This is a genomic window from Bradyrhizobium sp. dw_411 (assembly GCF_018449695.1).
Taxonomy (GTDB): Bacteria; Pseudomonadota; Alphaproteobacteria; order Rhizobiales; family Xanthobacteraceae; genus Bradyrhizobium.
Genome location: NZ_JAAVUY010000021.1, coordinates 90,423 through 103,780, shown reverse-complemented (window position 1 = coordinate 103,780; position 13,358 = coordinate 90,423). Strand labels below are relative to the sequence as shown.

The 13,358-nt window shown below is 61.9% G+C and carries 12 protein-coding genes; 7 read left to right on the top strand and 5 right to left on the bottom strand.

The window, feature by feature from the left end:
* The first annotated feature begins 103 nt into the window (after positions 1-103).
* Complete coding sequence (gene rimO / locus HB676_RS28840; protein ID WP_213741882.1) at positions 104-1,429, top strand: 30S ribosomal protein S12 methylthiotransferase RimO; 1,326 nt, start codon at positions 104-106, stop codon at positions 1,427-1,429.
* Positions 1,430-1,556: 127 nt separating this feature from the next.
* On the opposite strand, the gene HB676_RS28835 is transcribed toward rimO, so the two are convergent.
* From HB676_RS28835 to pcsA, 3 genes are all read right to left on the bottom strand, one after another.
* Positions 1,557-2,531 (bottom strand): quinone oxidoreductase, encoded by a 975-nt coding sequence (locus HB676_RS28835; RefSeq protein ID WP_213741881.1) that lies wholly within the window; start codon positions 2,529-2,531, stop codon positions 1,557-1,559.
* 92 nt (positions 2,532-2,623) lie between these two features.
* Positions 2,624-3,349: a TerC family protein gene (locus tag HB676_RS28830; protein ID WP_213741880.1), complete on the bottom strand. Its 726-nt coding sequence runs from the start codon at positions 3,347-3,349 to the stop codon at positions 2,624-2,626.
* Positions 3,346-4,086, bottom strand: a complete 741-nt coding sequence (gene pcsA, locus HB676_RS28825) for a phosphatidylcholine synthase (protein ID WP_213741879.1) — start codon at positions 4,084-4,086, stop codon at positions 3,346-3,348. Before pcsA ends, HB676_RS28830 begins: the two co-directional genes overlap by 4 nt.
* 198 nt (positions 4,087-4,284) lie before the next feature.
* Between pcsA and HB676_RS28820 the strand changes: the two genes are divergently transcribed.
* Positions 4,285-5,517, top strand: coding sequence for a UbiH/UbiF family hydroxylase (locus HB676_RS28820; RefSeq protein ID WP_213741878.1), 1,233 nt, complete (start codon positions 4,285-4,287; stop codon positions 5,515-5,517).
* Here HB676_RS28820 and HB676_RS28815 read toward each other — a convergent pair.
* Positions 5,486-6,439 carry an AEC family transporter gene (locus tag HB676_RS28815; RefSeq protein ID WP_213741877.1) on the bottom strand — a complete coding sequence of 318 codons (954 nt, stop codon included), beginning with the start codon at positions 6,437-6,439 and terminating at the stop codon, positions 5,486-5,488. The genes HB676_RS28820 and HB676_RS28815 overlap by 32 nt on opposite strands.
* Positions 6,440-6,562: 123 nt before the next feature.
* On the opposite strand from HB676_RS28815, the gene hspQ reads away from it, so the two are divergent.
* Positions 6,563-6,895: a heat shock protein HspQ gene (gene hspQ, locus HB676_RS28810; protein WP_213741876.1), complete on the top strand. Its 333-nt coding sequence runs from the start codon at positions 6,563-6,565 to the stop codon at positions 6,893-6,895.
* 95 nt (positions 6,896-6,990) lie between these two features.
* Here hspQ and HB676_RS28805 read toward each other — a convergent pair whose 3' ends face one another.
* Positions 6,991-7,803: an invasion associated locus B family protein gene (locus HB676_RS28805; RefSeq protein ID WP_213741875.1), complete on the bottom strand. Its 813-nt coding sequence runs from the start codon at positions 7,801-7,803 to the stop codon at positions 6,991-6,993.
* Positions 7,804-8,084: 281 nt separating this feature from the next.
* Here HB676_RS28805 and HB676_RS28800 point away from each other — a divergent pair, with 281 nt between their 5' ends.
* The 4 genes from HB676_RS28800 (at position 8,085) to HB676_RS28785 (ending at position 13,218) form a co-directional block, all read left to right on the top strand.
* Positions 8,085-9,926, top strand: a complete 1,842-nt coding sequence (locus HB676_RS28800) for an extracellular solute-binding protein (RefSeq protein WP_213741874.1) — start codon at positions 8,085-8,087, stop codon at positions 9,924-9,926.
* 4 nt (positions 9,927-9,930) lie between these two features.
* A complete protein-coding gene (locus HB676_RS28795) occupies positions 9,931-11,433 on the top strand; it encodes an AMP-binding protein (RefSeq protein ID WP_213741913.1) in 1,503 nt (500 codons plus the stop codon).
* 79 nt (positions 11,434-11,512) lie between these two features.
* A complete protein-coding gene (locus tag HB676_RS28790) occupies positions 11,513-12,745 on the top strand; it encodes a GGDEF domain-containing protein (RefSeq protein ID WP_213741873.1) in 1,233 nt (410 codons plus the stop codon).
* 77 nt (positions 12,746-12,822) lie between these two features.
* Positions 12,823-13,218, top strand: a complete 396-nt coding sequence (locus HB676_RS28785) for a PRC-barrel domain-containing protein (protein WP_213741872.1) — start codon at positions 12,823-12,825, stop codon at positions 13,216-13,218.
* The last annotated feature ends 140 nt before the right edge of the window (positions 13,219-13,358 follow it).

The window sequence follows — 13,358 nt, the reverse complement described above, 5'->3', positions numbered from 1 at the left end:
TCGCATTCCGGCCATCATCCATAGCATGCCATCCGCGGGCTTGAAGCCTTGTAATTATGAGCAATTGGGACTAGTTCCTGCCTGTCAATCAGGCAGATCAAACATGCAACAGGCCGCCGCGCCCAAAGTCAGCTTTGTGTCTTTGGGATGCCCCAAAGCGTTGGTGGATTCCGAGCGCATCATTACGCGGCTGCGCGCGGAAGGCTATGAGCTGGCGCGCAAGCATGACGGTGCCGATCTTGTGATCGTGAACACCTGCGGGTTCCTCGACAGCGCCAAGCAGGAATCGCTGGGCGCGATCGGCGAAGCCATGGCCGAAAACGGCAAGGTCATTGTCACCGGCTGCATGGGCGCGGAACCTGAACAGATCGAGGCCGCCTATCCCGGCGTGCTGTCGATATCAGGCCCGCAGCAATATGAAAGCGTACTCGACGCGGTGCATCGCGCGCTGCCGCCGGTCCACAATCCCCACATCGATCTGGTGCCCCCACAGGGCATCAAGCTGACGCCGCGGCATTATGCGTATCTGAAGATTTCCGAAGGCTGCAACAATCGCTGCAGCTTCTGCATCATCCCGAAACTGCGCGGCGATCTGGTATCACGTCCGGCAAACGACGTGCTGCGCGAGGCGGAGAAACTGGTCTCCGCCGGCGTCAAGGAATTGCTGGTCATTTCGCAGGACACATCGGCCTACGGTGTCGACATCAAATATGCCGCCAGCCCGTGGAAGGATCGCGAGGTCCGCGCGAAATTCTTCGATCTGGCGCGCGAGCTCGGTGAATTCGGCGCCTGGGTGCGGCTGCAATATGTCTACCCTTACCCGCATGTCGACGAAGTCATTGGCCTGATGACGCAGGGCAAGGTGCTGCCCTATCTCGACATCCCCTTCCAGCATGCGAGCCCGGAAGTTCTAAAAGCCATGAAGCGTCCGGCGGCGCAGGACAAAACCCTGGCGCGGATCAAGCAGTGGCGCGAGGAATGTCCTGAGCTGACGCTGCGTTCGACCTTCATCGTCGGCTTTCCCGGCGAGACCGATTCCGATTTCGCCTATCTGCTGGATTGGCTCGAGGAGGCCGAAATCGATCGCGTCGGCTGCTTCAAATATGAACCGGTCGCGGGCGCTTCATCGAACGCCATCGGCAACGCCGTGCCCGACGAAGTCAAGCAGGATCGCTGGAATGCGCTGATGGCGCGTCAGCAGACCATTTCCACGCGCCGGCTGAAGCGCAAGGTCGGCACGCGCCAGCAGGTCATCATCGACGAAGTCGGACCGACCGTCTCGAAAGGTCGCTCCAAGGCCGATGCGCCTGACATCGACGGCGCGGTCTACCTCTCCAGCCGCCGTCCGCTGCGTGTCGGCGAGATCGTCACCGCGAAAATCGAGCGCGCCGATCAATACGACCTGCACGGCAGCGTCGCGGGATTTTAGGTGGGCATCCTCGTCATTGCCTGCGACAAACGCGAAGCGTTTGCGCAAGGGAGCGCACGCGACGAAGCAATCCAGCTTTGTCGCCCCATGGATTGCTTCGCTTCGCTCGCAATGACGGAGAACCAGTCTACGGCTTCAGGATCGACGCACCGGTCGTGGCGCGGCTTTCCAGATCGATATGCGCCTTGGCGACATCCTTCAGCGCGTAGGCGTGGTTGATCGGCACGTGCAGTTTGCCGTTGATGACAGCCGCAAATAGCGTATCCGCCCCCTCGAGCAATTCGGAGCGTTTGCCGACATAATCATTGAGCTTCGGCCGGGTCGCGAACAGCGAGCCGTGATTGTTGAGTTCGGCGATCGAGAATGGCGGCACCGGGCCCGACGCGTTGCCGAAGCTGACGAACAGGCCGCGCGGCTTGAGGCAGGACAGCGAACCCGGAAAGGTGGTCTTGCCGACGCCGTCATACACGACGTCGCAGAGTTCGTTGCGGCTGATTTGCTTCACCCGCGCAACAAAATCTTCCTCGTTGTAGAGGATGACATGATCGCAGCCATTGGCGAGCGCGAGATCGGCCTTGGCCTTGGAGCCGACGGTGCCGATGACATGTGCGCCCATCGCTCTGGCCCACTGGCACGCCAGCAAGCCGATGCCGCCCGCGGCGGCGTGAATCAGCACACGATGGTGCGGCTCGACCTTGAAGGTCTTGTGCAGGAGATACCAGACCGTCAGGCCTTTCAGCATCAAGACAGCGCCCTGCTCGTACGTAATATGATCGGGCAGCTTGACCAGTTTTTCCCAGGGGATGTTGCGCTCGGAGGCGTAGGCACCGAGATTGAAATAATAGGCGACGCGGTCGCCCGGATGAAAATTGGTCACGCCGGGCCCGACCGCGAGAACCTCGCCGGCGGCTTCATTGCCCGGGATGAACGGCAGTCCCGGCGCCTTGTAGAGGCCCGTGCGAAAGTAGACGTCGATGAAGTTCAGGCCGACGGCATGCTGGCGGATGCGCACCTCGCCGGGTCCCGGTGCTGGCACATCGACGGCCTCGTAAACCAGGGCTTCCGGGCCCCCTACCTTGTGCACACGCACGGCCTTGGTCATGTCGGTTCTCCCTTCGCGCACTCTTGCGGCGGAGCGAAAGCCATCGGGCCGACATTGTCAACTCAACGGCCGGCGCCGGCTGCAACGATCAATTAGTTAACGGTCTTTTTGCGATTGCGGCTGGCGAGCACGTTGAACAGTTCGACCGCGGCCGAAAACGCAATCGCGAAGTAGATGTAGCCGCGCGGAATGTGAAACTTGAATCCGTCGGCGACCAGCGCCACGCCGATCAATACCAGAAACGCCAGCGCCAGCATCTTGGTGGTCGGGTGTTCCGTCACGAACCGCGCGACCGGACCCGAGGCCACATACATGATCACACAGGCGATGATGACGGCCGCGATCATGATGGGAAGTTCCTGCACCATGCCGATCGCGGTGATGATGGAATCCAGCGAGAACACCATATCGATGACGATGATCTGGACGATTACCCAGAAGAAGGCACCGGGTTTCGACGTGCTTCCATGCGCTTCGCCACGCGCGTCCACCTCGTTGTGAATTTCGTGGGTCGCCTTGGCGATCAGGAACAATCCGCCACCGATCAGGATGATATCGCGCCATGAAAACGCGAGGTCTTTGACGGTGAAGACAGCCTGCGTCATGCCGATCAGCCACACCAGGAGGCTGAGCAGGAGAATCCGGAATGCCAGCGCCAGCGCGAGCCCGATTTGGCGCGCCCGCTTCGCCTGCGCTGGCGGGATGCCGGAGACGAGAACCGACAGGAAAATGATGTTGTCGATGCCGAGCACGATTTCGAGTGCCGTCAGCGTCAACAGCGCTGCCCATGCTTCCGGGCTTGTCAGTAATTCCATCATGTGTTGAGCGATCTCAAGAGCCGGATCGCCGCATCGCTTCCCACGATATAGACTGCGATCAGGCAGAGCCCCACGGTCACGGCAATATTGACGTGGAAATCGTTGGCCAGCGCGACAACCGCGAGTACACCCCCGATGCCGATCAGCAATAATGTCAGCCAGCGCAGCCGTACCACACGGACCGGATGAATGACGTGGAACGGCGCAAATGTCAGCGCGATCAGAACCGCGATGCCAAGGCTCGACAGCGCCGGCGGCAAATGCAGCAGGAACAGATAAAATGCCGCGATATTCCACAGACCGGGAAAGCCGCGAAAATGATTGTCCGCGGCCTTCATGCGGCGGTCCGCGAAATAGAGCGCGCCCGATACGGCAATACCGGCGCCCAACAGCGGCGCGGCCAGCGGCAACAACAGACCGCTGGCGGTGATGGCATAGGCCGGCACAAACACATAGGTGACGAAATCGACCACGAGATCGAGCACCTCGCCGGACCAATTCGGCTGCAGGCGCACCACATCCAGCCGCCGCGCGATCGGGCCATCGATCCCGTCGATCACGAGTGCTACGGCGAGCCACCAGAACATCGCGGTCCAATGCTCGCGCACCGCCTCGAGCAACGCGATCAGCGCGATCCCGGCGCCCAAAGCCGTAAAGACATGCACGGAAAACGCAGCCCCGCGCGTCCACGGCGATGCTGATGTCAACGAGGAATCTTGCTGGCTCACCTGGTCCATCTCGCGATCAGTGCTAACAGGAATCGCCTTGATTTGTACATCCGCGGTTGCGGCGTTCAGCCGCGCAATTCGACGAAAGTAAGAGACAATTACGCAGGCTTGGATGCAGACGTGAAAGCAGGCCTGGAAGCGGACTTGAAAATGCCGCCGGGAACGTCAATTGTCCCTGCCATGAATGATGCAATTGTGACATCCGGTGTGACACCTAGCTCCGATAGCTTTGACGTCGTCGTCATCGGCGGCGGACCTGCGGGATTGGCGGCGGCGATCGCGGTGGCGCAGACCGGCGCGACCACGGCCTTGATCGCCCGTCGCCTGCCCTATTCCGACAACCGCACCACGGCGTTGCTGGGCGGTTCCATCGACTTGCTGCAAGCGCTCGACGTCTGGCCGCGCGCCCGGGACAAAGCGGCTGAGCTGCGCGTGATGCGTCTGGTCGATGACACCGGCCGCCTGATCCGGGCGCCCGAAGTCCGCTTCTCCTGCGATGAAATCGGCCTGGAGGCGTTCGGTTACAATATCGAGAACCGGGTGCTGCTTGCTGCGCTGGAGGAACGCGCCGCGGAAATTCCCGCTCTGACGCGGTTCGACGACGAGGCGGCCACGATCAGCCCGCAAGACGATGGGGTCACGATCTCCACCGGCCAGGGAAAAACCCTGTCGGCGCGCCTCGTGATCGGCGCCGACGGACGCCAATCGCTGTGCCGCGAAGCCGCCGGCATCGACGTCAAGCGCCGCGAACTGCGTCAATCCGCGCTGACCTTCAACATCAGCCATTCCCGGCCGCATCGGAATATCTCGACGGAGTTTCATACGCCGCAAGGTCCCTGCGTATTTGTGCCGCTGCCCGGCGATCGCTGCAGCGTGGTGTGGGTCGCGGAACTCAGGGAAGCCGAACGGCTGATCGCGTTGAGCGACGATGAATTGTCGGAGGTTGCGGAAAAACAATCGCATTCCATTCTCGGCCGTATCAGCGCCGAGGCCGGACGGCATTTGTTTCCGCTGGCGATCGAGCAACCCAGACAGTTTGCGCAAAATCGCATCGCGCTGGTTGGCGAGGCTGCGCATGTGCTGCCGCCGATCGGCGCGCAGGGCCTCAATATGGGGTTGCGCGATGCCGCGGATATCGCCGAAGTCGTGCGCAACGCACTGGCAACCGGTGAAGACCCGGGCACGCCTCAGGTGCTGAAGCGTTACACGTCGGCCCGGCGCGCCGATGTCGCCAGCCGCACCTTCGTCATCGACATGGCCAATCGTTCGCTGCTGAGCGCGTTGCTGCCGATGCAGTCATTGCGTGCGGCCGGCCTGCATCTGATCGGCTCGTTCGGGCCGCTGCGCCGCCTCGCCATGCGCGAGGGATTGGCGCCGTCGTGGCGTTCTTCGCGAATTGGCCAGGTTTCTACGGAAACACCAGTCGCCCCGTCTGAATAATCCACATCACGCTTGTCAGCGTGATCACGGACGCAAACGTTCCGATCATCACGGCAACCGATGCGGGCTCGATCCAGGCGTCATTCTGCCGGGCGATCACAAACACGTTCAGCGCCGGCGGCAACGACGCCATCAGGACGGCGGTCGCCGCCCATGGCTGCGGGAAAGGCCCGAGCAGCAACATCAAGGCGAATACGACCAGCGGCTGGATCAGGAGTTTGACCGCGATCACCGCGGGGACTTCCCAGGGCACCCGCCCCAATGGACGCAACGCGACCGTCACGCCGAGTACAAACAGCGCCGTCGGCGCGGCGGCGTTCTGCAAAAACAAAAGCGTATTATCGATCGCGACCGGCGGATGAATATGCAGCGCGGCGGCAAGCGCCCCGGCGCACGCCGAGATGATCAGCGGGTTCAGCACGATCTGACGGACCACGAGAGCGATCACATGCAGCCAGTGCCGGCCTTCCCCGTCGGTCAGCGCGATCAGCAGCGGCACGATCGAAAACAGGAAGATGCTGTCGCAGCAAAAGATCAATGCGGTCGGCGCGGAGGCCTTGGAGCCGAGTACCGCCAGCGCCAGGCCGGGGCCCATATAGCCGATATTGCCATAGCCGCCGGAGAGACCGGCCAGCGTTGCCTCGCGAAACGAAAGCCGCCCGATCAGACGGCTCACAACCAAAGCGAGGGTGAATGCGCTCATCGTGCCGAGGGTAGTGGCAATCAGGAACCGCGGGTTGTTGAGTTCCTCAAAGGGCGTCTTTGCCGTGATCATGAACATCAGCGCCGGCAGCGAGACGTAGAGCAGGAAGAAGTTCATCCAGGCCAGTCCCTGCTCCGGCAGGCCCTTGGCCTTGCCGCAGGCGTAGCCAATAAAGACCAGGCCGAAATACGGGAGAGCGAGGTTGAGAACGGCGATCATGGGGAACGTCTCTTTTCATCGCAGACGGCCCCGATCGGCGCATGGGACGGACCAGCCACAGCAAAGGTTAATTCGACCGTTTGCCTCTAGCATCGGCCACAATCATGGTCTATTCGACGAGATATGATAAAAGCGCGGACCGCCAAATTTCAGATCGGGCAGATCGTCCGTCACCGGATATTTTCGTTCCGGGGCGTGATTTTCGATATCGATCCGGAGTTCAACAACACCGAGGAATGGTGGTTGTCGATCCCCGAAGAGGTCCGGCCGCACAAGGATCAGCCGTTCTACCATTTGCTCGCCGAAAACTCAGAGTCGGAATACGTCGCCTACGTTTCCGAGCAGAACCTGTTGCCCGACGAGTCAGGTGAACCGATCCGGCATTCGCAGGTCGCGGAGATTTTCGTGAAGGACAAGTCGGGCGGCTATCGCCCGCGCAATCCGTCGCTGAACTAGAACAAGGCTTCCTGCCGAACCCGGCCTTCCCAAAACCGGCTTATTAAAAAGGCGCTCGATCGGAGCGCCTTTTTCGTCGGTGATCGTTTCGGCTCTTACTTCGCAGCCGGATTGGCTGCCGGCGCAGTGGCCTCAAGCTTCTTGCGGGCCTCTTCGGCACGCTTTTGCAGCTCTTCCTGCAGCTTCTTCTGGGTTTCCTCGAATACCTTCGGGTCGGTCGGCGGGCCGTCATAAGCCTTGGCGAATTCGGCCAGCGGCAGCGGCAGCGTCAGCGGCGCGCCGTTGGAGTTGATCGCCTGCACCACCAGATTCTGGCCCTTCTTCAGGTTGGCCAGCATTTCCGGGGTCACGTCATAGTCCGACATGCAGCCGTTCTGGAAGCAGATCACATAGGGGCTTTGCGCCGGCGCGTTGCTGTCGATGATGACGCGGGTGCCGTGAACCAGTTGCATGCCGAGCGGAAGCGTAACGCGCAGGATCTTCTTGGGCTCGCCTTCGGGCTCGATAACGACGGCCGCGATCACCGGCTGGCCGGACTCGATACGTCCGTCCTTGCCGGTAAAGCAAACCTGCTTGGCATTGGCGTCCTGGCCCTTGAGGCAGAATTTGGTCCAGGGCGCGTAGATCAACTGAACCTGTTCGGCGGGCTGACCGCCGGCGGCGGGCGCGCCAGCCGCTGGCGGCGCGGCCTGAGCGGACGGTGCGGGCGCCGGAGCGGCTTTCTGTGCAGCCTTCGGGGCCGCCTTGGCCTTCGGTGCAGCAGCGGGTGCGGGCGCGCCGGGTGCGGGCGCCGGGGTCTGGGCCTGGGCAGCCGGAGCAATCAACGCGGCACTCAGTGTCGTTGCCGCAAGCAGGGCGAGAACCCGCCCACGCGGCCAGACCGGCGCGGCCAAGATACGGAAATTCATTGCGGAAAACCCTTTCTGAACGGGAGCGCCCGAAACCGCCGCGGGCACCGACACCTAGCCGTTTGGGCGGCTGTCTCCTTGCCAATTGAGGCAGATGCGTGACAGGCCCTGCCGCCTTGGTCAATTGCACGCCTTCATACAGGCGCGGACGAAAAGATCAATGCCGACAGGTGTGTTTGGCACACGTCACAGCCGGATCCTCAGCGCTGTGGTAAAATCCATCAGTGGACCATTCCGAATCACATCAGCGTGCCAAGTTTGGGGCCAAGTCTAAGCACGTCATGTCGTGGGTTCCGAAGCGCATCTGCATCAGCGCTTTTGTCTGCGGCTTGCTCGCTTTCAGCCTCACCTTTGCAGCCGGCAACGACAATGTATGGGCGGAGCCCAGCTACGCCATCGCTATGCATGGTGCACCGGCATTGCCGGCCGATTTTACTCACATGCCCTACGCCAATCCCGGCGCCCCGAAAGGCGGCCGGCTGGTCCAGGGCCTGCTCGGCACCTTCGACAGCCTAAACCCCCTCATCGTCAGGGGTCTTGCGGTGCAGCAAATCCGGGGCTTTGTGGTCGAAAGCCTGATGACGCGGGGCAATGACGAGGCCTTCACGCTTTATGGCCTGTTGGCGACCAGTGTCGAGACCGATAACGCCAGAAGTTACGTCACCTTCCACCTCAATCCCCTGGCGCGCTTCTCCGACGGGCAACCCGTCACATCGGACGATGTACTGTTTTCATGGGCTCTGTTGCGCGACAAGGGACGCCCCAATTATCGCCAGTATTATTCCAAGGTCGCAAAGGCCGAAGCGCCCGATCCGCTCACGGTGCGGTTCGATTTCGGGGGCGCCCCCGATCGCGAACTGCCGCTGATTCTCGGCCTGATGCCGATCCTGGGCCGCCACGCCGTCGATCCCGCGACCTTCGAAGACACTTCGATGACGGCGCCGGTCGGTTCCGGCCCCTATCGTGTCGGCGCCGTAAAGCCGGGCGCCAGCGTCACACTGACCCGCAATCCCGATTATTGGGGCCGCGACCTGCCGATCAATCGGGGCTTGTGGAATTTCGACGAAATAAGACTCGATTTCTATCGCGAAGCCAATGGCCAGTTCGAGGCTTTCAAGCGCGGTCTCTATGATTTCCGCGTCGAGACCGAGCCGCTGCGCTGGCACGACGGCTATGATTTTCCGGCCGCCCGCAACGGCGAGGTAATCCGCGACACCATCGAAACCGGGATGCCCAAGCCGTTTGAAGGCCTGGTGTTCAACACAAGGCGTCCGCTGTTTTCCGACATTCGCGTGCGCCAGGCGCTGACGCTGCTGTTCGATTTCGAATGGATCAACCGCAATTACTTCTTTGGGCTCTATGGCCGCTCGGCGAGCTTCTTTGCCGGCTCTGAACTGTCGGCCTATGGCCGCGCGCCTGATGAGCGCGAGCGCGAACTTTTAAAACCCTACGCGTCGCATATGCCGCCGGATGTTCTTGAAGGCAGCTACCGGCTTCCCATTAGCGACGGCTCTGGCCGGGATCGCATAGCGCTGCGCACCGCGCTGAATTTACTGTCCGAAGCCGGTTACGACCTCGACGGCACGGTATTGCGCCAGCGCGCGACCAAAAAGCCCCTCACCTTCGAAATCCTGGTGACCACCCGCGATCAGGAACGAATTGCGCTGGCCTTCACCCGCGATCTCAAGCGCGCGGGTATCGAAGCCTCGGTGCGCGCGGTCGATGCCGTCCAATTCGATCAACGCCGCCTGAGCTTCGATTTCGACATGATCCAGAACCGCTGGGACCAATCGCTTTCGCCCGGCAATGAGCAATACTTTTACTGGGGCAGCGAGGCCGCCGACAATCAGGGCACGCGAAACTACATGGGCGCCAAAGACCCCGCCATCGACGCCATGATCGCGGCCATGCTGGCGGCGCGGGAGCATCCTGCCTTTGTCTCGGCGGTACGTGCGCTGGACCGGACGCTCATATCAGGTTTCTACGCTATCCCGCTTTTTAACATCAGAGAGCAATGGATCGCACGCTGGAATCGGATAGAACGGCCAAAGGCTACCGCGCTGACCGGCTATCTGCCGGAGACGTGGTGGTACAGGCAAGTCCCTCCAGGTGACCCCAAGTGAAGCCGTGATCCAGACCAACGTATCGCCAACACTTGATGGACTGTTTCGCCGGGTTCTGGCGCGGCAGCCGGATGCGCTCGCATTGGTCGATCCGCTCAACAAGCAGCGTGTCACCGGCCAGACGCCCAAACGCCTGACCTTCGCGCAAGCCGATCGGGCCATCTCCGCGCTATCAGCGCACTTCATCGAATCGGGGTTGCCGGTCAATTCCGTGATCGCGATCCAGCTGCCGAACACGATCGAGTTCATGCTGACGGTACTCGCCGCGCATCGCGCCGGGTTGATCGTCGCCCTGCTCCCGCAGCTCTGGCGGCAGGCGGAATTGACGGTAGCGCTCAATCGCACCGGCGCGCGTGCGGTCGTGACCATGAGCAAGGTGGATGGCGTCAACCATGCCGATCTGGCGATGAACGCCGCAGCGGAAGCCTTTTCGATCCGTCACGTCTGCGGCTTCGGCACCGATCTGCCGGAAGGCATGGCCTCGCTCGACCTGGCCATATCCAACGGGTCGACCACGTCGCGCGCGGTCACGCAGGACGGCCGCCGCGCCGCGGTGATCTCGTTCGACGTCGTCGCCGATGGATTCCGGGCGGTCCCGCGCACGCATCTCAATCTGATCGCTGGCGGTCTCGCCGTGTTCCTGGAGAGCCGGGTGCCCCAGGGCGCAACCTTGATGTCGGCGTTTACGCCGTCGTCCTTCGCGGGACTGACGTCGTCATTGCTGGTCTGGCTGTTGTCAGGCGGAACGCTGGCGTTGCATCAGCCGTTCGATGCCGACGCGCTCGAACAGCAGATCAATGAGGATTCCTGTGACACGCTGGTCGCGCCGGCGCCGCTGGCGTTGCGGCTGACCGAGATTGACCTGCCCTCGCGTATGCCGGCGCTGCGCAATGTGATCGCGCTCTGGCGCACGCCGGAACAGGTCGCATCGAGCGCACAATGGACCGTGGAATCCGTGGGACTGACCGACATCTATCTGTTCGGCGAAGCCGGCTTGTTCGGCGCCGCCCGTCCAGCGGATGGGTCGGCCGCTCCGATCATGCCGGGACCGCACGGCGCGCCGCGCGACATTCCGGGCACCTCAATCGCGGGCGAAACCATGCTGACCCCGAGAGGAACGCTGGCGCTGAAGGGACCGATGGTGACAGTGGCGGCTTACGCTCCCCCTCCGCCGCCAAGCGACTCCCTGATCGCGCCGCCTCCCCGCGATTATGTCGACACGGACTATGCCGCGCGGATCGACCGGTCGACCGGCGCGATCTGCATTACCGCGCCACCCTCGGGCATTGTGGCGGTCGGCGGCTATCGATTCCTGTCGCAGGACCTGCAGCAATGGGCCAAACGGCTTGGACAGGGCGCGCTGTTGACTGCGTTGCCCGACCGACTGAGCGGTTATCGCCTCGCCGGCCGTGCCCAGGACAATGCGCGCGGCCGCGAAGCACTCAGCGAACTCGGGCTTAACCCCCTGATGGTGGAAGCGTTTCGCGATCGGACCAATCCGGCCTGATCGAAATCAAACCACTTCGTTGACGCGGCATTAAGACCGCCAAACTAGGATCACGGCTCCGCGTTGATCCGAGTTTTACATGTCTCAGCAAGGCCCGATCCTCGCCGTATCGACCGCCGGCCGGCCGTCATTCGCGGCATCGCTCGACGAAGCGAAGATATTTCCGGTCATCGAGACCAATTGGGCCGACGCTTCCCGTGCGGTCGCGCAGTTGCAGCCAGCGGCGGTGCTGACCGAGATGTCCGAAGCCGTACAATCCGGCTTTGTTGCCCTGGCGAAACAAGTCGCGGCGCTGCAGCCTTATCTGCCGCTGATCGCGGTCGATCCCGCGACATCGCTGCCCGAAAACGTCATTCCATTCGCGCAAACCAAAGGCCGTCCCGATCGGCTGGCTGCGCGTCTGCGCGCGGCGCTGCGGATCCGCACATTGCACGCCACGGTGATGCGCCGGCTTGATGACGAACCGGCCTCGCGGCCGCCTTTGGCCGAGATCGATCTCGTGCGTGACGCGACCGTTTTATTGATCGGCCGTGGCGCGGCCTACCCGGCACTGTCCGTCGCGCTCGGCGAGCGGATGGGCGTCGTTGGTGCGCTCAGCATCGAAGCCGCGGCAAAGCACCTCAACACGCGCGACGTCGATGGTATCGTGCTCGGCGAAGGTTTTAGTGCCCGCGTGGTCGATGCTTTCCTGACAGTGCTGGCCGAGGATTCGCGCTTTCGTAACCTGCCGGTGGTGCTGACGTCGAATGAACTGGCACCCGCCTACGATCTGGCCAACCTTGAAATCATCGGCGGTGAGCCCGTCCATGTGGCTACCAATGCGCTGCCGCTGATCCGTCAGCACGCGTTGGAAGCGCATCTGAGCCGCACATTACGTTCGATCGATGCCGGTGGATTGCTCGATCCGCAAACCGGCCTGCTGACGTCAACGGCGTTCAGCCGCGACCTCGCGACATCGGTCTATCATACATTGCAGCGCGGCGGCGGCTTGTCGGTGGCGCGCTTCGTGTTCGACCCGGCCTATCCGCGCGCGCAGATCGATGGCGCGCGAATTATCAGCCGCCTGATGCGGCAAATGGATTTCGGCGCGGTTCAGCCGGATGGTTCTGTTATCGTGGCGTTCGCTGAAACCGATTTGCGCACGGCCCATATGATCGCTCGGCGGCTTTCCAGCGTGATGCGCCACACCACACATGGCAAGCGCGACACGCGGTCGGAACCGTCCGTCACGCTCGCGACCATGTTGCCATCCGACACGGCGCAATCCCTGCTGGCGCGGCTTCACGAAGAAGCCCGCCGCGCCGCGTCCTGATCGTTCCAAAATTAAATTTCGGAACATTCGTTCGCACCTCTCGTTGTAGGTCCACAATCTGCACTGGAGGAATCTTCATGAAGAAAATCGTACTGGTTGCTGCTTCTCTCGCCTTGCTGGCGAGCCCGGCATTCGCACAGGACTCCAAGACGGTTGGCACCGCGCCCGCCGATGCCAAGTTCTCGACGGTGTCGAAGGACGAGATGTTCAGCTCGAAGCTTAAAGGCCTGAACGTTTACAATCAGAAGGATGAATCGATCGGCGAGATCACCGACCTCGCGATCAAAAATCATCAGGTTGACGCGCTAATCCTGTCGGTCGGCGGATTCCTCGGCATGGGCGAACACTATGTCGCGGTCTCGCCGTCATCGGTCAACGTTCGCTACGACACCAAGAACGACAAGTGGCTGGCATCGATGAACACCACCAAGGACGCGCTGAAGGCGGCGCCGGAGTTCAAATATCCGAAGTAATCGATGCGTTTGATTAATTGAAAGACAGCCGTCGGCAGTGATGCAGGCGGCTGTCTTGCGTTCATCTCCGTCATTGCGAGGAGCAAAGCGACGAAACAATCCATCCTTACTTGCTGCTTGATGGATTGCTTCGCTTCGCT

Bases quoted from the DNA above. Each gene is read 5' to 3' on its own strand.
- HB676_RS28790 (WP_213741873.1), top strand. From the start codon at position 11,513: ATGTCTCAGCAAGGCCCGATCCTCGCCGTATCGACCGCCGGCCGGCCG.
- rimO (WP_213741882.1), top strand. From the start codon at position 104: ATGCAACAGGCCGCCGCGCCCAAAGTCAGCTTTGTGTCTTTGGGATGC.
- hspQ (WP_213741876.1), top strand. From the start codon at position 6,563: ATGATAAAAGCGCGGACCGCCAAATTTCAGATCGGGCAGATCGTCCGT.
- HB676_RS28785 (WP_213741872.1), top strand. From the start codon at position 12,823: ATGAAGAAAATCGTACTGGTTGCTGCTTCTCTCGCCTTGCTGGCGAGC.
- HB676_RS28835 (WP_213741881.1), bottom strand. From the start codon at position 2,531: ATGACCAAGGCCGTGCGTGTGCACAAGGTAGGGGGCCCGGAAGCCCTG.
- pcsA (WP_213741879.1), bottom strand. From the start codon at position 4,086: ATGGACCAGGTGAGCCAGCAAGATTCCTCGTTGACATCAGCATCGCCG.
- HB676_RS28805 (WP_213741875.1), bottom strand. From the start codon at position 7,803: ATGAATTTCCGTATCTTGGCCGCGCCGGTCTGGCCGCGTGGGCGGGTT.
- HB676_RS28800 (WP_213741874.1), top strand. From the start codon at position 8,085: ATGTCGTGGGTTCCGAAGCGCATCTGCATCAGCGCTTTTGTCTGCGGC.
- HB676_RS28830 (WP_213741880.1), bottom strand. From the start codon at position 3,349: ATGATGGAATTACTGACAAGCCCGGAAGCATGGGCAGCGCTGTTGACG.
- HB676_RS28815 (WP_213741877.1), bottom strand. From the start codon at position 6,439: ATGATCGCCGTTCTCAACCTCGCTCTCCCGTATTTCGGCCTGGTCTTT.